The following is a 25033-nucleotide window of genomic DNA, read 5'->3' on the forward strand; positions in this document are numbered from 1 at the left end:
ATATCCTCGCTATATCTATTATATAAAAGCTTAGCAAATATCGTCTTATCCTGATATTTAAACTGATGAACTATTTTTTTGCTATGCTCATTGAACTTAAATAGGCTGCGAGGGTCGTGCCTCCGTATTGCAGTTTAGAGTAAATAGTCTATAATCCTCAAACAGTAATAAGAGAGAATTATAGTTAAGGAGTTATGGCAAAAATAGATGTTAAGTGTAGATATTGTAACAACACAGAAGAAGTAATAAAGTCAGGATATTCAATTTCAAAACAACAGAGATATCAATGCAAGCGGTGTAATCGATATTTTCAATTGGAGTATATTAATAATGCATCTAAGCCTGGAGTTAAGGAGCAAATAGTAGAAATGTCAATCAACGGCTCTGGAGTTAGAGATACAGTAAGAGTATTAAAAGCGGGTATCAATACAGTTATCCGTGTTTTAAAAAAATCTAGTATTAAAAACAATAAATCATTCTATCAGTACAACAGAAGTAATTATTGCTCCTGAGATAGATGAACAATGGTCTTATGTACAGAATAAATCCAGACAACGATGGCTTTGGTATGCCTTGGATAAGATTTCGTTAAAAGTAGTTGCTTATACGTTTGGTACAAGATGTGATAGCACATTAGAATCATTACTGAAAAAACTAGAGAATTTCAAGGTGACTTTTTACTATACAGATGGATGGGGGAGTTATGCTAGGTTATTAGACCCTAAAAAGCATATTATCAGTAAAAAATACACTCAACGGATAGAACGAAGTAACTTGAACCTTAGAACGAGATGCAAGAGGCTTGCACGTAAGACAATCTGCTTTTCCAAGTCATTGGATATTCATGATAAGGTTATTGGTACTCTTATTGAACGTATAGCTTTTTAATAGGCGTAACTGCAATATGGAGGCATGACCTACTTTTGTTGTACTGATAGAATGATTTATTGTTTTTAATACTAGATTTTTTTAAAACACGGATAACTGTATTGATACCCGCTTTTAATACTCTTACTGTATCTCTAACTCCAGAGCCGTTGATTGACATTTCTACTATTTGCTCCTTAACTCCAGGCTTAGATGCATTATTAATATACTCCAATTGAAAATATCGATTACACCGCTTGCATTGATATCTCTGTTGTTTTGAAATTGAATATCCTGACTTTATTACTTCTTCTGTGTTGTTACAATATCTACACTTAACATCTATTTTTGCCATAACTCCTTAACTATAATTCTCTCTTATTACTGTTTGAGGATTATAGACTATTTACTCTAAACTGCAATACGGAGGCACGACCCTTTACTCATACATATCTCATAAAATTATGTTCTATGTTATTTCACATTCTATGTCATTCTCGCTCTTTTATGTCATTCCCGCGTAGGCATTGTTGCGTGGATACCTATGTCATTCCTGCGAAAGCAGGAATCCAGCATAAAGCGAGACACATCGAGCTTTTAAAAAGTTTTAAAGTAATGGATTCCCGCCTCCGCGGGAATGACATCGGAATATACTTCGAAGTAAAATGAAGAATCGGTAGACGAAGGTCAATTTCAAAAAGAGCAAGGAGTTCATAAGGCGAGGAGCGGAGCGTATACTTAATACGTGAGTACCGTAGATCTTGTAGAACGACGTAGCCAATTTTTGAAATTCACCGAGTACACTCACCTCTTCCCCATCGCATAGCTAGTAATCAAGTTTTTAATAGGCTTAAAATTATTTATCGCCTTAAACCCTATTTGTCTTAAACATCTTAAATTTTTGGAATAATTTGAAAAAATATTATTTAACTCATCAGTCAGCTTATACATAATAAAATTATCCTCTTGCCTTAGCTTTTGATATTCTTGTAATGTACCGTTATTACTAACAATCATACTCAAAGTCTCTATATCCTTTATGCCCTGATTAAGCCCCTGTCCTGCTAAAGGATGTACTGTGTGAGCAGTGTCGGCAATAAGCACTATTCTTTTATGAAAATATCTATTTGCCATCCGGGCTTTTAACGGGAAGCTACTGATCTCACTATCAATAGTAATTTTACCTAATGAATTACCGGCATTTCTTTGAGTTAAAAACCTTACTTCTTCTATAGGCAAATTCATGATTAGCGAAGCTTGGCTAGCGGAAGTTGACCATATTACGGAAGAGCTATATTGATCTTTCAAAGGCAGCAAAGCAAAAGGACCAAGCGGCAGAAAATGCTCCATAGCACAATTTTCATGCGGTTTTTCATGCTTAATATTAAAAGTCAGAGCAGTTTGATAAGGTTTTTCTATTTCATTAGCAAAGTAATGAGACCTCACTTTTGAATTTGCTCCATCACATATAATTAATAAATTACACTTAATTTGCTTATCATCATCAAATTTTATAACAGAATAGTCATTATGGCTTATAACCTCTTGATATTGCTTATTATCAATTAATGTTATCAACGGATTATTAGTTATTTTTGACAATAGTATTTTTTTAAAATCACTATTCTTAACCACATATCCAAGTACAGTGTCATCGTCATTTCGTAAATCTAATATCTCTGACGCCTTATCATCTACCACATATACATCTTGCATTTTTGCCACAAACTTCTCAAGCTCTTCCCATATATCAATAGAGGATAAGAAATTTTTAGAATACGGCGTTAAAGCAGTCGTCCTTATATCTTTAAAGAATTCCTGGCTTTTTACTGATTTACTCTCGAATATAGTAGTTTTTATACCCTTCTGTGCGAAAGAAAGTGCAGTTAGCATGCCGCTCAAGCCACATCCTAAAATGATAATATCAATCTGTTTTGTTTCTATTTGATTCATGTATAAAATATTTTAAATAACCGTTTGTTGCTATAAAGCTTAGAAGAAAATAAATAATTGCTATATCCAAATATGAACTATTGCCTGAGTATAAGCCTAAACAGCAAATAAATAAACTTACAATAGTCGTAAAACTGTTTAGAATTAATAGATTCGTAAAAATATCTGTTTTTTTGATAAATAGGTAGGTTATTAAGCAAATAAATAATGAAATAATAATTAAAAAGATGTTAAGCATAATTTTTAAAATTTGGTTTAAAATCGTCATTGCGAGCGAACTTTAGTTCGCGTGGCAATCTCAGGATTTTTGCCTGAGATTGCTTCGTCAAATTACTTATGTAATTTTCCACGCAATGACAATTCAGTATTAACACACCCTCATTATATATAATCATTTATAACACTACAAACTGCAAATAAAATTAATTAAAATTCCTTAAATAATTTTAATATTATGTAATCTTAGCCAACCTTTACATTATAAATAGCTATTGTGACAAAAATGTTATAAAAAAATGTTGCTTTCTTTTACATTCAGCATTAACGTATATATTTAGGCTTTGATTAATATTTTTAAGGTAAATTGTAATGTCACAACTCGAAGTTTTAATAGTAGAAGATGAAGAGAGTATACGAAATCTCATTGCTGCAAATTTGAAAGATGAAGGTTTTAATCCTAAGGTTGCCGCTAATAGTACTCAAGCTCTTAAAATACTTTCCGAAAAACCGGTCTCTGCAGTTATACTTGATATTTGGCTTCAAGGAAGTGAAATTGACGGGCTTGGGATTTTAGAGATAATTAAAAAACGCTATCCTTTAATGCCGGTAATAATTATTAGCGGTCACGGTACTATAGAAACAGCAGTAAATGCTATAAAAATGGGGGCTTACGATTATATAGAAAAACCTTTTAATAATGATAAATTAGTTATTTTACTTAAAAGAGCTTGCGAAGTAACAAAGTTAAAACGTGAAAATATAGATTTAAAATCAAAAGTTATAGATAAAACTGAATTAGTAGGTGGATGTTCGGTAACTTTAAAATATAAAATGGAAATAGAAAAGGCAGCTAGCTCTAGCAGTCGTATAATGATTCATGGTAAAGTCGGTAGCGGTAAAGAACTTGCAGCAAGGTTAATTCATAAACAATCTAAAAGGGTTAATAATCCGTTCATTATTTTCAGCCCTACCTGTATGACTACAGAAAAAATTAATCAAGAATTATTCGGCGAATCAGAAAAGCAGGAAAATAATACCAAACGCCCTACTATCTTAGAATTTGCCAATAACGGTACTTTATATATAGATGAGGTCAGTAATATTCCTATTCCTATCCAGGTAAAATTATTAAAATTCCTTAAAGATCAAACTATTACAAAGCCTTGTGGAAAAAATATTAAAGTTGATATAAAAATTATCACCGGTACTTCTAAAAATATTCAAGATGAGGTTAATAACGGCAAATTCCTAGAAGATCTATATTACCGCCTTAATGTATCTTCTCTAAAAGTACCTTCATTATATGAGAGAAAAGAAGATATACCACTACTCGTTAAATATTTTGTTAAGCAGCTTTCAAAATTTTCAGGTTTAAAAGAACGTAACTTTGCCGATGAAACTATCGCTGCTCTTCAATCCTATGAATGGCCGGGCAATATTAGACAATTACGTAATGTAGTTGAATGGACTTTAATTATGAATCCGCTAACTACAGGTAATAATGAAATTATCAAACCTTATATGATACCTTCCGAAATATTAGCAAATAGTGCTAATCTCACAAAACTTGAAGATAGTTTTGATATGTTATCTATGCCGCTTAGAGAAGCCAGAGAAGTTTTCGAGCGTCAATATCTATCGGCACAAATGAGTCGTTTTAATAATAATATTTCAAAAACATCCTCATTTGTCGGTATGGAAAGATCGGCTTTGCATCGTAAATTAAAATTATTAAGCTTACATATACCTCCTACAAATAGAATAAATGAAGAAGAATATGAGGAAGCAAATGCTTAAAGTCATATCAATAATTACTATTTATTTGTTATTAAGCAGCTGCTCCGAATCTACTCGTGATGCGAATGGATTACTTACGGATAGCCAAAGCACGGTAATTCGGAATTATATAATATCGCAAAATTCTAAAAACCTTAAAGTGAACCTTAAAGAGAAGTTCGGTTCAAATTTAAAAGGAGTCAAATTAATAGGAGTAAAGCTAATAAATGAAGATTTATCAGGAATAGATTTAACTTCCTGCGAAATATTACGTGCTGATTTTGCAGGTAGTAATTTAGAAAAAGCTATACTTACAAATGCTATAATTCAAGAAAGTAATTTTGCAGATTCAGTAATAAAAAATATTTCTGGGTATAATTCTGACTTTCAAGGTTCAATTTTTAACAATATAACATTACAAAATACAAATTTTGTTCAATCAAATTTTAGCGATACTGCTTTTAATAAAACTACTATAATAAATGTCAACTTTGAAAATTCTAAATTTAGTCATGTATTATGGAGTGATAATACTATTGACGGTGTTAATTTTCAAAAAACTAACCTAAAGAATAATAGCTTTAAAAATACTAATATAACAAATTCAATATTTTACGGTACGGATTTAGAAAAAAGTGTAATAAATAACACCAATTTTACTAATAATTATTTTGAATCTAGCGACCTAAGTCAAACTAAATTAACAGCAGTAATAATTAAGGATTCTAACTTCACACAAAGTATTTTTAATGAAGTAAACTTTAATAACGTACAAAGTAATAACTCTTTCTTTTCATACGCTTCCTTTCAAGATTCAACATTACAGAATATTAGCCTTACTAAATGTGATTTACAAAATAGTACAATTAGTAGTTCAGTTTTAAATCATTTTAAAATCGATAATGCTATATTAAATAATATGAGTCTAAACGATAACAAATTTAATAATTTATCAATAAAAAATAGTAATGCTAATTTTGTAAGGATTAATAAAACTAAAGGCTCAAATATTACTTTAGATAATATAAGCTATACTAATAATATTTTTAGCAATAATGATTTTAAACAATTTATAGTGATTAATACTGACTTAAACAGTAGTGAAATAATAAACTCAAATATAACTAACGGACAATTTAATAATGTAAATTTTTCTAAATCTTTAATACAAAACGTAAATTTTTCAGATGTTAAAATTACTTTAGGTAATTTAAACCAAGTAGCTCTAATAAATTCTAATCTAACAAATACTACGGTTATTAACTCCGTCCTTTCTAATTCACAAATAAATAATATTAACTACCAAGCATATTCCGGTTTTATTAATACTAATGTTTCTAATAATATTATTTTAAATAACGATAATTCGAGCAAAATTCCACCAAATAATATAGTAATAAATTCGGTAAAAGATTTGCAAAAAATAACTAACTTAACAAATATAAATTTAACAAATCTTGACTTAAGTAGTTTAGTATTTAATGGAGTAGATTTTTCAAATAGTATCTTTAAAAATGCTAATTTAACAAATACGGTAATAAAAAATTCTATTTTAAAAGAGGCTAATTTTTCTGCAGCAATACTTACTAAAACAGATTTTTCAAACTCAATATTAACAGATAGCATATTTAAATCAGCTAAAATTGATCAGGCGGGCTTTAGTAACTCTGACCTAACAAATGCCGATTTTACCGAAGCAACAATTAAAGATACTTCATTTGATAAGGCTAAGACAAACGGAATGAAAGGGGTGGAGTAGTTTTTGTTCTATGTCATTCCTGCGAAAGCAGGAATCCAGAAAAAAAGTATAAATACAGCAAATTTTTGAAATTAAAAGCTCGATTTATCTCGCTTTATGCTGGATTCCCGCATCCGCGGGAATGACATAAATCGATCCACGCAACAAGACTGCTAAAAGCAGAAATGACATAGAAATTACCGTTGGTTTCCCTTTAAAGGCTTTCCTTTATTAACCTTAGGAGTATTGGAAGGTACCAATGGACTATTACCTCTTCTAGCAGGACTTTGCTTCTTCATTCTATTAATAATTCGTTGTTGTTTAAGATTATTTATCTTTTGTTTTCCGGCTATCCTTATAGATTTAGTAATTTTGGCAGTTTCTACAAATATTTCCTGAGGAGTTTGTAGCTGATCAATTTGCTCATAATGTTTTTTAAGAAACTCTTCTTTTATTTTTGGTTTTACTCCTTTCAAATCAATATATGTTTTATATAACTTCTTTAATTTTATTTTAGATTCTTTTATTTGTTGTTTGGAAGATTTTTGAGGAAGTGATTTAATCGAATTAACAAGACTACTGCCTATTTCTTTTATAATATTAACTGCAGGCGAAGCTATTTTCTTTATTCCTTCATAAATTTTACCGAGTCCTCTAGCAATAACATCTAATATTTTAGGCTCATATTCTTTAGATATAGGAGGGGTATCCCTAATAATATCTCTAGCTTCAGTTAGATTGTTAGCTAAATTAAATAATGCTTTTTTCTCCTCTAAATCAGTAGATCGATTAGCATATGAACTAGCTATATCTGCCTGAGCATCTATAGTATCGGTAATTATTGATTTAGTATCATTAAAAGAAAGATCTATATGTGTCTTTTTTTGCGTTATAGGGCTATCTTCTCTTAATTTATCTAGCCTATCACGTATTTCTTGGTCTTTTTGAGCATTGAGAGCTTTACTTTTTTGTTCTAATTTAACCTCGGATTGTATCTTCTCAACTAGCTTATCTACCTCATCATCGGATTCATAACCAGAGTCATAACCGGATTTTTTTGTGGGGGTATAAGGTCTATCTTGGAGCTTTGCAAATCTTTCTTCTAATTCTTCAAGTGTTGGTGGAGTACCTTTAAGTTTTGCTAGTCTTTCTTCTAGTTCTTCAAGGGTTGGAGGAGTGCCCTTAAGTTTTGCTAGTCTTTCTTCTAATTCTTTTATTATTTGGTCGTCTTGCTTTTTCTTAGACATATATACCTCTGTAATAATTCTCAATTATTAATAACATAAATTACTAACTAAAATAAAGTATTTTTTGACATGAGCTAAGATATTACTTACATAAAACCAAGTTATGTAAGTAATATAAATATTAAGAATAATCGCCGGCAGTATTATTGTCTAGACTCATGCCTGCTATTTTAATGCTGCTATCTTCAAAATGTAGATATTGAGTGACCTCACTTATTATTCCTGCTTTAGCTATTGCTGCAAAAACAGTACCGGTAAGGTCTTTAACTGTACAAGCTATTTCAAAAAAATGATCTTTTATGTGATTATCTACTTTTACAAAATCATCAGAATTAAAATTCTTTCGTGCTAATAGTATTTCTAATACTTCCTGTTTATGTTTCGATAAACTGCTATATTCTCTAAGAGCGGCATATTCTGTATTCTCTATAGTACTCTCTTTGCTAAACTTCTTTTCAATAAATTCAGCAAGTTTATTTAAATGATATCTCGATACTCTAGCATCCCAAATTTCTTGAACTTCAGGAGTTGAAGTTTTATAAGCATTAATAAAATCGTCACCTTGTAAATTCTCAAGTTCTTTTATAGACAACAGCAAATTTTTAATAGGCCCTTTAGTAGGATGGTGTTGTATTAACGAATCATCACATAATATATCTATATTATCAGGTATTTGCACGCCAAACCTAACAAGCAACTTAGCCATTTCCAAGTGATCAAATTCTACACCATTTTCATCTTTATAAATTACAAAAAGTTTTTTCACAGTAGAATAGCTTATATTATGCCTCAAATATTCAGCATTAATATTTGCACCTTTTTTCAGTAAAAGCTTAGCAGCTTCAATATTATTACCTTCAACTGCCGAATGAAAAGCCGTATGAGTTCCTTCAGAAGCTTCTGTATTTACGGTAAAAATATTATTATCAAGTAAATAATTTATAATATTTAAAGAATCTTCTTCTGCAGCAATATTAAGTAAATTTGCTTTTTCGCCACCTTCGTCTATTATAAAATGTAAATCCCCTCCATTTTTAACAAATTCTTCTAATATAGGGACTAGATCATTTCTAGCAGCTAAACTTACTATTTCTTCTGCTGTACAATTTCCCCATTCTTCTTGAGCTGTTAATATTTCTTTTTCTGACCAACTATTTATTTTTTTACCTAATTCAAAAAATAGTGCTTTTAATTCTTCTAACATATTTTAACCTAATTTAATTTTAACCATGTTATATGGTAAATTATAGTAAAAAATAACTTAAATTTTTAATGAGTTATAAATACTTTTTTAAAAAGCTCTCAAGGTCATCCCAGCAAAAGCACACAACTGTCCGAAGTTGAAAAATAAGTAGAGTAGTGATAAAATAATTTCTATTTTTAGTAGGAGTTATATATGGTAGTAAGATATTCAGAATTGTTATCAAAAATACCGGACAGTTTATTTGAGTCAGTTGGAGCAGAATATAAGATAGATAAGGTAAACCATAAGCTTACAGGGAAGTCATTGTTTCAGATATTACTATATAATATATGCGAAGAAGATAAGATAAGTTTAAGAGTGATAGAAGAGAGTTTTGAAGAACATCAATTTACAGTATACCATAGAGGGAACATAGTACGAGCAAGCAAGAGCGGAATATCAGATAGACTTAAAGCGATTGATTATAGGTATTATGAAAGTATATTTAGTAGTTTAAGAAAGAGTATAGGGAAAGATATAGTATCAAATGAGGGAAAGAATATAGAATTATTTGATTCTACTTTGGTAACGCTGTCGAGTAAATTGTTAAAATGCGGTTTTAAGACCTCAACAGGAAGTAAGCATCAGATAAAATTTAGTGTAGGATTTGACTCTCTACCGTCTAGCGTACGTTTTGGTGATAAAGCTAGTGATAATAGTGAGGATGTAGCCCTTAAAGCCGCTATAGAAGAGGCAAGTTTATCAAAGGAAGATATAGTTGTATTTGATAGAGGGATAAGCGCACGTAAAACATTTCAAGAGTTTAAGCAAGCAGGGATAAAGTTTGTTACCCGTTTAAATGATAAGGTTAATTACAAGATAATAAAGTCTAATGAGCAAGAGGCGGAAGCAGGTTTAGAAGCAGATAGAGATTTGGATATATTAGGAGATTATATAGTAAATCTACGAAGCAGAGATATACATTGGATTAAAGAAGAATTTCGATTAATTAAAACAAAACACCGGATTAATGGGAAAGAGTTTGTATTTTTAACGAATCTAACAGAACTAAGTGCTGTTGAGATAACAGATATTTATAAGATGAGATGGGATATAGAAGTATTTTTTAAGTTTATCAAACAACACCTAAATGCTAAGCATTTTCTTTCTAGAGATATAAATGGTATTAAGGTAGTGTTTTATATAATATTAATAGCGGCTTTACTTATTCTAACTTTTAAAAAGCTAAATAATATTGATAGTTTCAAGTTAGCTAGAAAAAGATTTGTTGAACAACTACGAAGAGCTATTACTTATGATATTATACTTTTATACCAGCACGACCCATCCAAGTTCAAGAATTCCTTTGTTTTCTAGGCTTCCTCGAACTTCGGACAGTTGTGCGACTTGATCGCGGTATCCAGTCTTTGTTAGTTTTTTTCTGGACCCCGTGGTCAAGCCACGAGGTGACACCTAACGTGCTTTACCCTGGATTCTTGCTTTCGCAGGAATGACATATCAAACAGCTTAGAATCTAGAAAAACATAACATTTTCAAAATATAACTTTAAACATTTTTCTTTTTTAACCACACCCTAACTTCATCGGTAGTATAAGTTTTAAAATCAGGAGCGTTAATTCTTTGTAAGGCAATTTTAGTGTCTTCCATATCTTCTTGCATTTCCTGTAGATAATACTCAATTGCTTTACGTACTATATATCCTTTTGATCTGTCTAAGTTTTTTGCTGACCATGCTAAACTATTATTTAGTTCATCAGGAATACTTAAATTAAGTCTTGCCATCTTTTTGACCTATATTTAAAAATTAATAACACATCAAGATACATAGTAAGTATACGAAGCTCAATTTGAAAAAGAGGAATCGGTTTTGAAGCTTTTAACCGCAACGTACATACAATTTTTAAATTCAGTGAGTATACTTATCCAGCACATCCGACATGATTTTGCGAGCTATTGGGGCGGCGGCTTTACTACCGCCTCCTCCATGGTCAACAAAAACAGTAACGGAATAACGAGGATCGTGATAAGGAGCAAATCCTAAGAATAAAGCATGATTACGTCTCTCCCAGGCAATAGAGTCACGGCTTAAATCGTCTTTAGCATTTAATTTACCTTGCACCTGCGAAGTACCTGTTTTACCGGCAAGTTGCCTATTTTCGCCTAGAATCCTATTATAATACGCCGTACCTCCCGCAACATTCACGGTATTATACAAGCTTTCTTGTATTATTTTGATATTTTTAGGCTTAATATTAACATTATAAAATTCCGGATCATTTTTTAATATTCTAGGCGTATATAGTTTACCGTTACTTGCAATAGCCGTAATAAATCTTGCAAGCTGCATAGGCGTTACTCCTAAAAATCCTTGCCCGATTGCTAAATTAAAACTATCCCCTATTGACCAAGGAAGCTTTAATTTTTTCTTTTTCCACTCTTTTGACGGTACAAACCCGCTACTTTCAGGAGCTAAATCAATACCGGTCTTTGAACCAAGGCCAAATTCTCTTGCAACTTCAAGAATTTTATCCGGACCTACTATTCTGGCTAACTCATACATATAAATATTGCAGGAATGCTTTAAAGCAGACATCATATCTACCGTCCCATGTCCGCTATGATTCCAACATCTAAAGCTATTAGTACCAAGAGCAGAACTACCGTCACAAAAAACGGTTTTATTAGGATTAATACCTACTTCAAGGGCTGCAAGTACGGTAATTATTTTAAAAACCGAACCTGGGGGATACGAGCTTTGTATTACCTTATTAATTAAAGGCTTATAGGGATCGCTCATTAAACTTTGCCAATAATTTTCCGATAATTTACTGAAATTATTTGATTCAAAACCCGGTGTGGAAGCACAAATTAGTATGTTTCCGGTTCTAGTATCCATAACTATTGCCGAAGAACCTTTAGGATTTAAATATTGCTGGATATTTTGCTGAAGAGAAGCATCGATATTTAAATACATATCTTCACCCGACTTAGTAGGGGTTCCTGCTATTTCTCTTACCTGCTTACCGTAAGCGTTTACTTCAACTTTTTTATAACCGAATTCTCCTCGTAATTTATTATCGTAATATTTTTCGATACCGGATTTACCGATATTAAAATCGCTTAAGCTATGTATATTTAGCTCTTGCTTCTCTTGTTCATTTATTTGACCTAGATAACCTATTAAGTGAGAAGTAACACTTGAAAAAGGATAAAACCTTAAATATCCTATATCGATAAATATTGAAGCCAGTTTATGCTTTTGTTCTTCAATCATTGATACTTGCTGCCAATCAAGCTGATCAAGTATTATTAAAGGAGTGTAGCGACTAGATTTTTTAATTTTTTGCTTAATATAATTATATTTTTCCGGAGATAAATTTAAAATATTACTAATTATTTCTAATTCATCCCGATAATTATTATTAATGCTCCTATCTATTACTAGCTGATAACATGGTTTATTAGTAGCTAAAATATTGCCGTCTAAATCGTAAATTCTTCCTCTAGTCGGCGAAAGTACAACGAAATTAATACGATTCTTATCCGATAAAGTCTTATATTCTTCACTTTTAATAAGCTGTAAATAAAACATTCTTATTCCAAGCAGTGATAAAAATCCGAGTTTACCGAGTCCAATTATAAAGGCCCTTCGTGAAATTAACTCACCATGTAGTATTTTTTTATTTAGCATACTTTTTAAAGTAATTCATAGGAGAGTCAATTATAAGACGAACTATATTATAAGAAAATATAGTTGTTAAAAATTGAAAGAAAATTATTAAATATCCGTCTACTTCTAGCTTCTTGATTGTTATTAGTAAATATTTAAAATTCAATATAAATAAGCAATAAACACAAAAAACAACAAAATTTATCAAATAGTTTTTAGCTATAAAAAATTTTGAAGAGAGTTTATATATTATATATGCCGACAAAAAAACTAACGAATTTGTACCGATAGGCATACCGCTTACTTGATCTATAAATAAACCGAGAAAAAATATGCTAAAAATATTTAAGGAATATAAAGACATAAAATAATAAATAAATATAATTTCCATTGCCGGAAAAATTCTGCTTTGAATATTTATTTTATAACTCACTAACGGAAATAATATTATAAAAAAACATAGCAAAGCAAACAGCAATTTTAATATTATTTGTAAGCTATTTTTATATATTTCGTGTTTTATCTTCAACATGAATTATCTTATTTTCTGTCATTGCCTGCGTGTATTGTTGCGTGGACCGGTTTTTCCGTCATTGCGAGAAGAATTACGAAGTAATTCGACGAAGCAATCTCAGGATATTTGACGAGATTGCCACGTCGCTTCGCTCCTCGCAATGACGGCTCAGTTATCCACTACAAAATATAAATTAATTTTCTATTTTGTACAGTTTTAAAAAATGAATATGGAGTCTACAATAACTCACTATAATTAGGGTTAGGTCTTTTATCATCGCCGCTAAGCTCTAATTCTCCTTGTTCATTGAAATTTAAGGAGAAAAACGGTTGTTTTGTTATAATATTATTTCTTAGTGCTAGGTGATCAAAAGACTTAAGACGTCTGATAGATCTAGTGCTATTAGGTTTATTTGTTTTTTTATTTTTTGACATAAAAACCTCCTTACTAAATGTCATTCCTGCGAAAGCAGGAATCCAGCGTAAAGCGAGATAACCTCAGCTTTTAATTTCAAAAATTTGCTTTATTTATACTTTTTCCCTATAGATTCCTGCTTTCGCAGGAATGACATAAGTGATCTATGCGGGTAACGCCAATTTTTGAAGTTCTATCTTAGTATATCTCAACTATCCTCTTCACTTTGTTCTATCGGCTCTAAACCATATAAAGATATCATACGCTCAAAAACTCTACCGGCAGTAGGGGCAGCCGTCCAGCTTGCCGTTGCAAAGCCAAAGCTTTCTTTAGTCGGTTTCGGCTCATCAAATCTAATAAAAATAACATATTGCGGGTTAGATGCAGGTAGCACTCCTAAAAACGATGAAGCTCTACTATTTTTTAGATATTTCTTTTTCCCCCCTGCACCTTGGGAAAGCTTTTCTGCCGTACCGGTCTTACCGCCGATAAGATAGCCTTTGACCTCTGCTCTTTTACCGTTACCTTCTTTTACTACCGATCTAAATAATTTCTTCATTTGGATAGAGGTATTTTCACTAAAAACTTTTGTACCTATTACTTTTTCATCCTTTCTTTTTAATAAAGTAAGGTCATATAAAGTACCGCCGTTAACGACCGGTAACATTGCTCTAACAAAATGCAAAGGGCTAATCGAAATGCCGTAGCCGTACGACATAGTAACACTAGTTAACTCATTCCATCTTTTCTCGGAAGGAAATAACGGAGTACCTCGTTCAGGTAATTCTATTTGTAACTGATCTAATAGACCTAATTTCTTTAAGTATTTTTTAAAATTGCTTTTACCGATTTCAAGCATAATTTGACTTGTGCCAATATTTGAAGAATATAGAAAAATCTCAGGTACACTATGCCACCCTTGCCTTGGTGTATAATCCTTAAGCTGGAATCCTCCTACTTTCATATAGCTTATATCATAAGCATCATTCATATTTATTGCACCGGTATCAAAACCGACTGCCATAGTTAATGCCTTAAACACCGAACCCATTTCATAAATGCCGAGGCTTGCTATATTAAACAGCTCTTCCGGTTTGGCTAAACTCGGATGATGAGGATCGAAATCAGGCTTATTTACTAATGCTAAAATCTCACCATTATTTGGATCGGCAATAATGCCTACTGCTCCTATGGCCTTAAATTGCTTTAAAGTTTTATCAATCTCTTCACTTAAAATACTTTGTAATCTGATATCAATAGATAATTGAAGTGGTTCTTTCCGATTCTTTGGTTCATTTAATTCATAATCGGAATTAGTTAAATATTTATCGTAAGCGAGTTCTAAACCACTAAGCCCTACCGAATCTCTACCTACATAACCGACAACATGCGACAATAAATTAGAAAAGGTATAAATTCGTTTCTGCTCGTCTTCAAATTCAAAACCAAGTAACCCAAGGCTAGTTATTTTTTCCTGCTGACTAGGTAATAAATCCCTTTTTACCCATATGAAGCTTTTATTTGACTTAAGTTCCGCAAGTAATTTAGCTTTATTAATATCAGGTAGAATTTCTGCTAGTTTTTTTACGGAAGTTTCAGGATCGAGAACTATTTGTGGATTAGCGAATAATGACGCAGAAGGTAGGTTAACTGCTAATAAATTACCGTTTCGGTCAACTATTTCTTTTCTAAATTGATGATTTTTTTTAAAGGAATTAATATTTTTATCGTAAACATTCGTAGCAACGATTATCAATCTGTAAGATAAAGTACAAAAAAGAAAAGAAAAGCCACAAATAACCATTAATAATCGGATTTTTGTATTTTTACTACAAACATTCCAAATTATCAAACTTTTAATTGCAGGTTTCCATTTTTCTAAAATTTGTTTCATATATTATTTATGGTGTTTTAAGTAGGTAGTAGTCTCGTCATTGCGAGGAGAAACTATAAGTTTCGACGAAGCAATCTCATGCCAAAATCCTGAGATTGCCACGCTCCTTTCAGTCGCTCGCAATGACGTCTAAGGCTTAGTCCTACTCGAAACAGTTTGTATATACTTATTATTCGTAATTCTTTTGTAACGCCATTTACTACTCTTTGAAATACTAATATTATGATTAAATTTAATATTTTGATCGATATTTGGTCCTAACGGATCTTTTATCATTTGATAAGATTTAACTGTTTCTAATTTTAAATAAGCTGCCGCAAGTTTTTCCAATCTAGCCGGCAAAAGTAGATAAGCTTGCTCTGCTTTTAAAATATGAATATTATTATTCTCACTATTTATCTGTTTTACAACGCTACTTAATTGATAATCAAGAGTTGAGACTCGCTCTTTTATACTAAACAAACTACATATTGCTATAATTGTTATCAATAATATTAAATAGTGAAACTTTCTTATAGTCATAACTAAATTACTCTTGTATTTCCTATAATACTTAGACAATTTTTTAAAAGCATTCGATATCATTCCCGCGTAGGCGTTACCTGCGTGGATACCCGGTCCGTCATTGCGAGGAGCGAAGCGACGTGGCAATCTCATGAAGTAATAACAAACTCCTGAGATTGCTTCGTCAATTACTTCGTAATTTCCTCGCAATGACGGAAAAATCGGTCCATGCAAGAATAACACCGACTATAGTATCTTTTTTGCCGCTCTTAGCTTTGCCGACCTTGCTCTAATATTTAGCCCTACTTCCTTATCTGACGGTGCTAGAGCTTTATTAGTAATAATCTTAAGCCATTTATTTGGATCAATTACCATATCGTCTTTAGCATATTTCGACCTTGCTACCGGCTTTTCCGAATTTTCTTTAAAGAAATTCTTAACTATCCTGTCTTCTAAAGAGTGAAAAGACACCACAACTAAACGTCCGTCTTTCTTTAATATATTTTTTACATTCGCTAAAAATCTCTCAAGCTCGCCAAGCTCATTATTGATATAAATCCTAATAGCTTGAAAGGTTTTAGTAGCAGGATCGATTTTGCCTTTTCTAAATCCTATACTGCTCCTTACAATCTGAGCTAGTTTACCTGTGCTATCGATTCTCACCGTTTTTCTATATTCCACAATTCTCTTAGCAATTCTTCGTGAAAAGCTCTCATCACCGTATTTATAAATTACATCGGCAAGCTCTTTTTCCTCTGCAATATTTACAAACTCCTCGGCACTAAGCCCCTGCCCGCTCATACGCATATCAAGTGGTCCATCATGTAAAAACGAAAATCCTCTATCTGCTATATCTAACTGCATTGATGAAACGCCTAAATCCAGCACTACCCCATCAAATTTTTTTTCCTTAAGCTTTGCAAAACTATCCGCAAAATTCGTTTCTATAAAATCAAATCTCTCACCGTAATTTTGCTTAATTTCTTCAGCTCTTTTAATCACATTCGGATCACGATCCAAAGCTGTGACATAACAGTTACAGCTTTCCAATATTGCTTTGCTATATCCTCCTGCTCCAAACGTACAATCTAGATAAGACTCACCGTCTTTTGGAGCTAAATTTGCTAGCATTTCATTTAGCATTACCGGTATATGAGATTGCGGCATCAATTCGCATTCCTTAGAGTTAAACGCTTTTCATGAGCAATTTTTTGAGCGGAATTTAAATATTCTTTAAAATTCTGCGGCTGCCAAATTTCAAAAATCACTCCCTTACCTACAAAACATGCTTGCTCTTCTACCCCTGCATGCTGCATTAAAGATTGCGGCAATATAATTCTTCCCTCCCCGTCAAACGGAAGCTGCACGGCTTCCCCGAATATCATAGTCTCAAAGGCATCACGCTCTTCGGAATATGGATCAAGACTCTCAATCATCTGCCTTAATTTCTCGATATGCGAAATACCGCATGCTTCTATACAATTATTCCTAATAGACGGATAAGCAATCACACCGTTAAATAGTTCTTTCCCTAATACCGCACGGTAATTCGCCGGCACTGACACCCTACTCTTTTTATCCACACCATTTACATACTTAGATAAAAATACATTCATTGGTATAATTTGGGTTAATTTGGGATTTTATGGTAATTTATAGGATATTATAGGAATATAACGTAGTCAAGCGTTTTTAACAGATAGGAGTTAAATTATTAATAATCGATGTCATTCTCAGCTAAAAGCAGGAATCCAAAAAAAATTATAAATACAGCAAGTTTTTAAAATTAAAAGCGGAGGTTATCTCGCTTTATGATGGACTCCTGCTTTTAGCTGAGAATGACATAGAGCAAGCTTCTCGAGCCATACACCAAAAGCAAAGGTCACTCGCAATGACGTAAAATCTTGACATATGCTTTAAACTGAACTAAACTAAGCTAGTTTAAATTGGTTTAAAATTTGAAGGCTTAAAATGCAAATAGTTAACATTCATAATGCAAAAACTCACTTATCCGAATTAATAAAATTAGCTGCAAACGGTGAAGAAGTCATTATATGCAAATCAGGCAAGCCTACTGTTAAGCTTGTGCAATATAATCCTAAGAAGCAAATGCGTAAACCTGGCTATTGGAAAGGTAAAGTTGTTATAAAAGAGGATTTTGATGATTTGCCTGATGATTTTATGGAGTTTTTTAAGTAATTGGCTCAGATGAAATATTTATTAGATACACATATTTTATTGCAGTGGTTAAATAATGATAGAACTCTGTCGCATAAAATATCAGAAATTATAGCTAATCCTGATAATATAATTTTCGTAAGCAGTGTAAACACATGGGAGATTACCATTAAAAAATCTTTAGGAAAGCTAGAAGCTCCAAATGACATAGAAAAAGCCATTGAAGCTAATGATTTTCAAAAATTACCGATTACAATAGAACATAGCATCTATATTGCAAATTTGCCTCTATACCATAAAGACCCCTTTGATAGACTATTGATAGCCCAAGCAATAGTAGAAGGTTTAACCCTATTAACTTGCGATACTTACATATCTAAATATTTCGTACATACAATTAAAGCTTAATATATAAAAAATATTGATTTATTAATTTTTGTTAAAATTATCTTAGATTAAACATAAATAAAAGTTAATTATGCCACAATTTAAAATAGGCTTTTTTAAAACACATAAAGATTGTAAAAATATAAAAACTACAACTCAATCAAACTCTAACTATCCACCAAAGAAAAAAAACTACTGAAACAGAAATTAAGCCTCAAGGTAAAATATATAAATATGATCCCAACCAAGATATTTGGACACCGGATACTGAACTTCTTGGAACAGATTATGATACATAATTATAAATCTAGTATTCTTAACCAGATATATATATTATTGTGGACTAACACTAAATTTTGAATTTCAAAAACCTAATTTATGCTTAAAATACCTATAGATAATGTTATTGTATTCATATATCTAATATCTATTCTACTCATTGGTATATATTACCGAGCTAAACATAGTAGTTTTAAGAACTATGCAAATGTCGAAAGTAAAGCGAAAAATAGTAAACTGTTATTAATAGCTACAATATTTGCAAGCTCTGTCGGAGGTGCTACCACTTTCGGTATTATGGAAAAGGTTTTTTTAGGACATGAATATTATGCCTATGCTTTGATGCTTACAATACCTATAGATATATTAATTGCGATCTATATAGTGCCTTTAATTGCCAAATATTACGGAGCTGAAAGCATCGGCGATATCCTGAGTACATATTACGGTAACATCGGTCGTTTTACCGGCGGTGTTAGCTCAGTCATTGTTTCAGTAGGGTTTTTGGCTGCTCAAATAAGCGTAAGCGGCTATATTTTTCAATATATCTTAGAAATAAATTATGTAAATGGGGTAATTTTAAGTTATAGTATAGTACTTATATATACTACAATCGGCGGCTTACAATCTATTGTTTTTACTAATTTACTACAATTTTTGGCAATGATAATCGCTATACCGACCATAACTTTTATCAGTTTAAATAAAATCGGTTTTGTAGATTTTATTAATAACCTACCTACGGAAAATGCAAATTTTGATCAGAGCAACCTACTTTCTTATACGATTGCAGCAGCTTTAAGCTTTAGTGTCATGAATCTATATCCTACATTTATTCAAAGAGCTTTAATTAATAAAAATCCTACGCAAACAACTAAAGCAATATATGCAAAATCCGCTATATATTTTTTCTTCTTGATTTGCATTACTTTAAACGGTTTAATTGCTTATAAGCTTTATCCAAACCAACCGTCAAATTTAGTATTACCTTATTTAATCAACCAAATTATTCCGCCTTTAATTCAAGGGGTAGTAATGAGCGGACTCTTAGCTGCCGTTATGTCTACTGCCGATTCTGATTTAAACGTTACTTCTATAGCTATTGTTAAAGATATAATCAATCCTATTTTTAAGGTTAAAAATCAGCAAAAATTATTATTAATTGCCCGAATTATTAACATTATAATAGGGAGTTTTGCGATAATTGTAGCCTTAAAATTTAGTAATGTAATTGATTTAGTAGTGTTCTTTACCGGTTTCTGGGGACCAGTAATATTAGTACCGTTAATAACAACGCTTTTCGGTATCAGAACATCTAAAACCGTAATGGTCTTATCATCACTCGGCGGAGCAGCTACTTTTTTAACGTGGGAATATTATTCTTTATCGTTACAATATTTCAACCTTAGAGGGGTGTTTATAGGAACGATGATGAGTCTTATGATATTTATTTTTGGACGAATCGTCATTGCGAGCAGCCATATGCCCGAACCGTCATTGCGAGGAGCGAAGCGACGCGGCAATCTCAATCTCATGAAATAATACTCCTGAGATTGCTTCGTCGAATTACGTTGTAATTCTTCTCGCAATGACGAAAAAATCGTTCCATGCACCAATACCTATCATTGTGAGAAATTTTCTAAATTAATACTATACCTCGTTCCTTTGAGTTCTCCGGTTTTAATAAATGGCTGCATTTCTACTAATTCTTGGAGATCTCTTGTAGCGGTAGCTTTAGAAGTTTTAGTAATAGTTATGTAGTTTTTAGCACTTAAACCGCCTTTAAAACCGTCAACTCCTTCCTCAAAAATTCTTGTAACTACTTTTTCTTGCCGTGCATTCAATATATTTTTGAATTTATCGTAAAACTTTGTTTTGTTTATTAAAAACTCTATATTACGCAAAGTATAATCTTGAGCTTTAATTATCGTTTCAACAAAATATAATATCCAGTCCGTAATTTCTAAACTTTTATTATTATTTTCTAAAACATTATAATATAATTTCTTTTCTTCATTTATTACGTGCGATAAAGCAATCAATATCGGCTGCCCTATATTTTGACATAACATTTTTATAGTAATAATTCTGCCTATTCTTCCGTTACCGTCTTCAAACGGATGTATAGACTCAAAATAAAGATGGGCTATAGCAGCTTTAGTAAGTGGAGGAATATCTTTAGTATCATTATACCATTTTATGAACTTATCCATTTCTTGCCGTACAATATTAGACGGAGGAGCTTCAAAATGAATTGTAGGTTCATGATATTTACCTGAAACCACTTGCATAGGCTCTAAGTGAGTACGATATTTTCCTATAGCACCTAAATCTCTTCTACCGTTAGTTAGCATTTTATGCCAACAAAATAAGCAATCATGACTTAAAGGTTGCTCATACGAATAATACATACCGGCTAACAATTCAGAGATTCCGGTTTCTGCAGGAGAAGCTTTCCTATTATCCGTTGCTATATTAAAATAACGCTTTATAGAAGATTGTACACTAGCTCTGTTTAAATATTCGCCCTCAATTTCAGAAGTATTTAATGCTTCATCACTTGCAAGCATAACAATTAAGTTATTTTGATCTGCTTCTGAAAGATATTTAGCTGCCCCTAAAAGAATACCACTATTTTTAACAAAATTTTTCTCTAAATCTAATATATGTTTCTGATTATATTTAAAGTTAGGCCAATCTTTATGCTGCCAATTCCATATCATGAGCTATAAATATTTATTTTATAACTCATACTACCATATAATTATGAGTTATAAAATTAGTTTTTTCTATATGAAACTGATATTTAAAACAAATGGTCATGCCTCCATATTGCAGTTACGCCTATTAAAAAGCTATACGTTCAATAAGAGTACCAATAACCTTATCATGAATATCCAATGACTTGGAAAAGCAGATTGTCTTACGTGCAAGCCTCTTGCATCTCGTTCTAAGGTTCAAGTTACTTCGTTCTATCCGTTGAGTGTATTTTTTACTGATAATATGCTTTTTAGGGTCTAATAACCTAGCATAACTCCCCCATCCATCTGTATAGTAAAAAGTCACCTTGAAATTCTCTAGTTTTTTCAGTAATGATTCTAATGTGCTATCACATCTTGTACCAAACGTATAAGCAACTACTTTTAACGAAATCTTATCCAAGGCATACCAAAGCCATCGTTGTCTGGATTTATTCTGTACATAAGACCATTGTTCATCTATCTCAGGAGCAATAATTACTTCTGTTGTACTGATAGAATGATTTATTGTTTTTAATACTAGATTTTTTTAAAACACGGATAACTGTATTGATACCCACTTTTAATACTCTTACTGTATCTCTAACTCCAGAGCCGTTGATTGACATTTCTACTATTTGCTCCTTAACTCCAGGCTTAGATGCATTATTAATATACTCCAATTGAAAATATCGATTACACCGCTTGCATTGATATCTCTGTTGTTTTGAAATTGAATATCCTGACTTTATTACTTCTTCTGTGTTGTTACAATATCTACACTTAACATCTATTTTTGCCATAACTCCTTAACTATAATTCTCTCTTATTACTGTTTGAGGATTATAGACTATTTACTCTAAACTGCAATACGGAGGCACGACCAAACAAATTATTGCTATTACGTACATAATGTGGTACACTTGATTATAAAACTTATTTTAGAGATAATATTGTGGCTATTTACACAAGCTCGCAAGCACGTGCTAAATTGTTTACTCTTATTGACGAGACAAATAAAACTCATGAGCCTATTTATATAAAGGGAAAACGTAATAATGCGGTAATCATATCAGAACAAGATTACGAAGGATTACAAGAAACTTTATATTTGTACTCTAAACCAGGCTTAGTAAAAAGAATCATTGAAGCTAGTAAAGAACCGTTAGAAGAATATATTAGCCATGAAGAAGCATGGAAATGATATATACTATACTGTACACAAAAAAAGCAATTGAAGATATACAAAATTTAAAAGCAGCTAAATTAGCCGATAAAGCAGAAAATTTATGTAAATCCTTAACAATAAATTCAATGCCATTAAATAGTAAAAAACTTTATCGCGATTTAGTTGGTAAACGTTCTATAAGAATTAATTTACAACAGAGATTGGTTTATGAAATATTAGAGGATAAAAAAATTATAAAAATACTTAGCATGTGGGGACATTATGAGTAATTATTCATAAGCTCTTATGCAACGTTCTAAAAATCATCTCGGCAAGTGACTTGTTAATACCGTTTACTTTAGTAAGCTCATCTATTGTTGAATCACATACTGCTTTATAAGAACCAAAATAGTGCAGCAATGCTTTTTTACGAGTTTCACCTATACCCTCTATATCATCAAGGCTTGATAATTTTATGGCACGCGATCTACCGAGTCTATGATTCTTTATGGCGAAATTATGAGCTTCATCTCGCAAAATTTGTAAATATTTCATAACCGGCAAATTTTTATCTAGAGTAAATACTTCTTTACCTGTCATATGGAACTGCTCAAGACCGGCATTTCTATCTACTCCTTTTGACATACAAACAAAAGGAATATTCATTTCAAATTTATCCATTACCTCTTTAACTACGCCTAAATGCCCCCTGCCGCCATCTATAATCATCAAGCTTGGCAATTTATGCGGCTCATTCTTAAGTCTAGTTAATCTTCGTGTTAAAACTTGCCTGAGCATTTCATAATCGTCACCTACAATGTCATCGCATGGCTTGACCATGGGATCCAAAAAATAACTACTGGATCCCGCGATCAAGTCGCGGGATGATAATGGGGAGGCGTGAGATGACAATGAAGAGTTGCGGGACGACAATGAGAAAACCCGATATTCCTTTTTATCAAAACCGGCTTTACCGGCAACTACCATAACACCGACTGCAAACTTACCTTGAATATGACTATTATCATAAATCTCAATTCTTTCAGGAATTTCAGAAAGACCAAATAGCTCTTTGATTTCAAGCATAATCTCTTGATTTTTTGCAAATTTCTTCAAATATTGCTCTAGAGAGAATAAAGCATTTATTGCGGCATTCTGAACTAGCTTGGCTTTACCTCCACTAATAGGTATTATAATATTGAGTTTAGTAATATTATTGATTTTTTTAATCGCCTCTATCACATTCTCTTTATCATTAATTTCATGATTAATTATAATTTCCGCAGGAACTTGTTGTTTTTGATAAAATTGTAATAAAAAATATTCTAATACTTCTTCTTTGGTACTATTTTCAGTAGAAGTAGGAAAATAAGGAATATTACCGCATGCTTGCCCTGCCCTATATAAAAACACTTCCACACAATAATGTCCGTTCTTTTCTACAATAGCGATTATATCTGCGTCTTTAACAATATCTGAAACACCTGCCTTAAGCTGCACATAACTAAGTGCCTTAATACGGTCTCTAATTTCTGCCGCCTCTTCAAAACGCATCTGACTACTTAGCTCTTCCATCTTTTTAGATAAGTTCTCTTGGAGTTCTTTAGTACGACCTTGTAAAAAATCTTTAACCTGAGCTACTAAGTCCCTATAATCCTCCTTATTTATTTTACCGACGCAAGGAGCATAACAACGTTTTATTTCATATTGCAGACAAGGACGAGTACGTGAATTAAAGTAATTATCCGTGCAGGAACGTAATTTAAAGATTTTTTGCAATTCCGTTAAAGTAGTATTAACTTCCGCACTCGAAGCAAAAGGACCAAAAAACTTCCCGTCACTTAGAGTTTTACCTCGATATTTTAGCAATTGCGGGAAATCATGATCTAAACGTAACTTGATGAAAGGAAAAGACTTATCATCCTTAAGAAGAATATTAAATTTCGGCTGAAATTTTTTGATTAGCTGGGCTTCTAAAAGTAGTGCCTCAACTTCGGAATTAGTGATGCTATACTCTAAAAAACAAGTATTTGCAATCATCCGAAGTGTCTTATTGTCTAAATCGCTTTTAATGTAATTAGTAAGGCGTTTCTTTAAATTTTTAGCTTTACCGACATAGATCACCTGCTTGTTAACGTCAAACATCCGATAAACCCCGCAGCGTTCGGGAGCATCTATAAGTTTAGATTTAATTAACTCACTTCCGGTAATTTCTAGGGTCATATTGTTTAGCCTATCGTCATTGCGAGGAAAATTACGAAGTAATTGACGAAGCAATCTCAG

At 32.0% G+C, this 25033-nt stretch carries 23 protein-coding genes and 3 pseudogenes; 10 read left to right on the plus strand and 16 right to left on the minus strand.

Features of this window, described 5'->3' with window-relative positions; all coding sequences use genetic code 11:
* The first annotated feature begins 194 nt into the window (after positions 1-194).
* Positions 195-888: pseudogene (locus tag ACNFN7_RS00645) on the plus strand (IS1 family transposase).
* On the opposite strand, the gene ACNFN7_RS00650 reads toward ACNFN7_RS00645, so the two are convergent.
* From ACNFN7_RS00650 to ACNFN7_RS00660, 3 genes are all read right to left on the minus strand, one after another.
* Entirely contained in the window at positions 866-1222 is a 357-nt protein-coding gene (locus ACNFN7_RS00650) for an IS1-like element transposase (RefSeq protein ID WP_485440453.1), read from the minus strand. The pseudogene ACNFN7_RS00645 and the gene ACNFN7_RS00650 overlap by 23 nt on opposite strands.
* Positions 1223-1671: 449 nt before the next feature.
* Positions 1672-2820: a 2-octaprenyl-6-methoxyphenyl hydroxylase gene (ubiH, locus tag ACNFN7_RS00655; RefSeq protein WP_485440454.1), complete on the minus strand. Its 1149-nt coding sequence runs from the start codon at positions 2818-2820 to the stop codon at positions 1672-1674.
* The gene (locus ACNFN7_RS00660; RefSeq protein WP_218460427.1) at positions 2792-3058 is read right to left on the minus strand and encodes a monovalent cation/H+ antiporter complex subunit F; all 267 of its coding nucleotides are present in this window, start codon (positions 3056-3058) and stop codon (positions 2792-2794) included. Before ACNFN7_RS00660 ends, ubiH begins: the two co-directional genes overlap by 29 nt.
* Before the next feature lie 350 nt (positions 3059-3408).
* On the opposite strand from ACNFN7_RS00660, the gene ACNFN7_RS00665 reads away from it, so the two are divergent.
* On the plus strand, positions 3409-4836 hold the full coding sequence (locus tag ACNFN7_RS00665) for a sigma-54-dependent transcriptional regulator (RefSeq protein WP_485440455.1): 1428 nt from the start codon (positions 3409-3411) through the stop codon (positions 4834-4836).
* Entirely contained in the window at positions 4829-6574 is a 1746-nt protein-coding gene (locus tag ACNFN7_RS00670) for a pentapeptide repeat-containing protein (protein ID WP_485440456.1), read from the plus strand. The genes ACNFN7_RS00665 and ACNFN7_RS00670 overlap by 8 nt, the downstream gene beginning before the upstream one ends.
* A 176-nt stretch (positions 6575-6750) precedes the next feature.
* Here ACNFN7_RS00670 and ACNFN7_RS00675 read toward each other — a convergent pair whose 3' ends face one another.
* Both ACNFN7_RS00675 and ACNFN7_RS00680 read right to left on the minus strand, forming a co-directional pair.
* The gene (locus ACNFN7_RS00675) at positions 6751-7800 is read right to left on the minus strand and encodes a hypothetical protein (protein WP_485440457.1); all 1050 of its coding nucleotides are present in this window, start codon (positions 7798-7800) and stop codon (positions 6751-6753) included.
* A 121-nt stretch (positions 7801-7921) separates the two neighbouring features.
* The gene (locus tag ACNFN7_RS00680) at positions 7922-9004 is read right to left on the minus strand and encodes an ankyrin repeat domain-containing protein (RefSeq protein ID WP_485440458.1); all 1083 of its coding nucleotides are present in this window, start codon (positions 9002-9004) and stop codon (positions 7922-7924) included.
* 192 nt (positions 9005-9196) lie between these two features.
* Between ACNFN7_RS00680 and ACNFN7_RS00685 the strand changes: the two genes are divergently transcribed.
* The gene (locus ACNFN7_RS00685; protein ID WP_485440459.1) at positions 9197-10360 is read left to right on the plus strand and encodes an IS4 family transposase; all 1164 of its coding nucleotides are present in this window, start codon (positions 9197-9199) and stop codon (positions 10358-10360) included.
* 189 nt (positions 10361-10549) lie between these two features.
* Here ACNFN7_RS00685 and ACNFN7_RS00690 read toward each other — a convergent pair whose 3' ends face one another.
* The 5 genes from ACNFN7_RS00690 to ACNFN7_RS00710 form a co-directional block, all read right to left on the minus strand.
* Positions 10550-10786, minus strand: coding sequence for a hypothetical protein (locus tag ACNFN7_RS00690; RefSeq protein ID WP_485440460.1), 237 nt, complete (start codon positions 10784-10786; stop codon positions 10550-10552).
* 124 nt (positions 10787-10910) lie between these two features.
* Positions 10911-12695 carry a penicillin-binding protein 2 gene (gene mrdA, locus ACNFN7_RS00695; protein WP_485440461.1) on the minus strand — a complete coding sequence of 595 codons (1785 nt, stop codon included), beginning with the start codon at positions 12693-12695 and terminating at the stop codon, positions 10911-10913.
* Positions 12685-13206, minus strand: coding sequence for a hypothetical protein (locus ACNFN7_RS00700; RefSeq protein ID WP_485440462.1), 522 nt, complete (start codon positions 13204-13206; stop codon positions 12685-12687). Before ACNFN7_RS00700 ends, mrdA begins: the two co-directional genes overlap by 11 nt.
* Before the next feature lie 218 nt (positions 13207-13424).
* Complete coding sequence (locus ACNFN7_RS00705) at positions 13425-13622, minus strand: hypothetical protein (RefSeq protein ID WP_485440463.1); 198 nt, start codon at positions 13620-13622, stop codon at positions 13425-13427.
* A 188-nt stretch (positions 13623-13810) separates the two neighbouring features.
* Positions 13811-15496, minus strand: coding sequence for a peptidoglycan D,D-transpeptidase FtsI family protein (locus tag ACNFN7_RS00710; protein WP_485440464.1), 1686 nt, complete (start codon positions 15494-15496; stop codon positions 13811-13813).
* Positions 15497-15528: 32 nt separating this feature from the next.
* On the opposite strand from ACNFN7_RS00710, the pseudogene ACNFN7_RS00715 reads away from it, so the two are divergent.
* Positions 15529-15624: pseudogene (locus ACNFN7_RS00715) on the plus strand (zinc ABC transporter substrate-binding protein); the annotation flags it as partial.
* Position 15625: 1 nt separating this feature from the next.
* On the opposite strand, the gene ftsL reads toward ACNFN7_RS00715, so the two are convergent.
* The 3 genes from ftsL to mraZ form a co-directional block, all read right to left on the minus strand.
* The gene (ftsL, locus tag ACNFN7_RS00720) at positions 15626-16018 is read right to left on the minus strand and encodes a cell division protein FtsL (RefSeq protein WP_218460751.1); all 393 of its coding nucleotides are present in this window, start codon (positions 16016-16018) and stop codon (positions 15626-15628) included.
* 228 nt (positions 16019-16246) lie between these two features.
* Complete coding sequence (gene rsmH, locus ACNFN7_RS00725) at positions 16247-17167, minus strand: 16S rRNA (cytosine(1402)-N(4))-methyltransferase RsmH (RefSeq protein WP_485440465.1); 921 nt, start codon at positions 17165-17167, stop codon at positions 16247-16249.
* Positions 17167-17616, minus strand: coding sequence for a division/cell wall cluster transcriptional repressor MraZ (mraZ, locus tag ACNFN7_RS00730; RefSeq protein WP_485440466.1), 450 nt, complete (start codon positions 17614-17616; stop codon positions 17167-17169). Before mraZ ends, rsmH begins: the two co-directional genes overlap by 1 nt.
* A 355-nt stretch (positions 17617-17971) precedes the next feature.
* Here mraZ and ACNFN7_RS00735 point away from each other — a divergent pair, with 355 nt between their 5' ends.
* The 3 genes from ACNFN7_RS00735 (at position 17972) to ACNFN7_RS00745 (ending at position 20386) form a co-directional block, all read left to right on the plus strand.
* Positions 17972-18199, plus strand: coding sequence for a type II toxin-antitoxin system Phd/YefM family antitoxin (locus ACNFN7_RS00735; RefSeq protein WP_485440467.1), 228 nt, complete (start codon positions 17972-17974; stop codon positions 18197-18199).
* A gap of 9 nt (positions 18200-18208) precedes the next feature.
* On the plus strand, positions 18209-18586 hold the full coding sequence (locus ACNFN7_RS00740; RefSeq protein ID WP_485440854.1) for a type II toxin-antitoxin system VapC family toxin: 378 nt from the start codon (positions 18209-18211) through the stop codon (positions 18584-18586).
* 357 nt (positions 18587-18943) lie between these two features.
* Entirely contained in the window at positions 18944-20386 is a 1443-nt protein-coding gene (locus ACNFN7_RS00745) for a sodium:solute symporter family protein (RefSeq protein WP_485440468.1), read from the plus strand.
* 80 nt (positions 20387-20466) lie between these two features.
* On the opposite strand, the gene ACNFN7_RS00750 is transcribed toward ACNFN7_RS00745, so the two are convergent.
* Together ACNFN7_RS00750 and ACNFN7_RS00755 are read right to left on the minus strand one after the other, a co-directional pair.
* Positions 20467-21567 carry a DUF4172 domain-containing protein gene (locus ACNFN7_RS00750; protein ID WP_485440469.1) on the minus strand — a complete coding sequence of 367 codons (1101 nt, stop codon included), beginning with the start codon at positions 21565-21567 and terminating at the stop codon, positions 20467-20469.
* Positions 21568-21691: 124 nt separating this feature from the next.
* A pseudogene (locus ACNFN7_RS00755) lies at positions 21692-22385 on the minus strand (IS1 family transposase).
* A gap of 152 nt (positions 22386-22537) precedes the next feature.
* On the opposite strand from ACNFN7_RS00755, the gene ACNFN7_RS00760 reads away from it, so the two are divergent.
* Positions 22538-22786, plus strand: coding sequence for a type II toxin-antitoxin system Phd/YefM family antitoxin (locus ACNFN7_RS00760; RefSeq protein WP_485440470.1), 249 nt, complete (start codon positions 22538-22540; stop codon positions 22784-22786).
* On the plus strand, positions 22783-23040 hold the full coding sequence (locus tag ACNFN7_RS00765; protein WP_485440471.1) for a type II toxin-antitoxin system RelE/ParE family toxin: 258 nt from the start codon (positions 22783-22785) through the stop codon (positions 23038-23040). The genes ACNFN7_RS00760 and ACNFN7_RS00765 overlap by 4 nt, the downstream gene beginning before the upstream one ends.
* 4 nt (positions 23041-23044) lie before the next feature.
* On the opposite strand, the gene uvrC is transcribed toward ACNFN7_RS00765, so the two are convergent.
* Positions 23045-24973: an excinuclease ABC subunit UvrC gene (uvrC, locus tag ACNFN7_RS00770; protein WP_485440472.1), complete on the minus strand. Its 1929-nt coding sequence runs from the start codon at positions 24971-24973 to the stop codon at positions 23045-23047.
* Positions 24974-25033: the final 60 nt, after the last annotated feature.

Source organism: Rickettsia sp. MAE-05, from assembly GCF_057319745.1.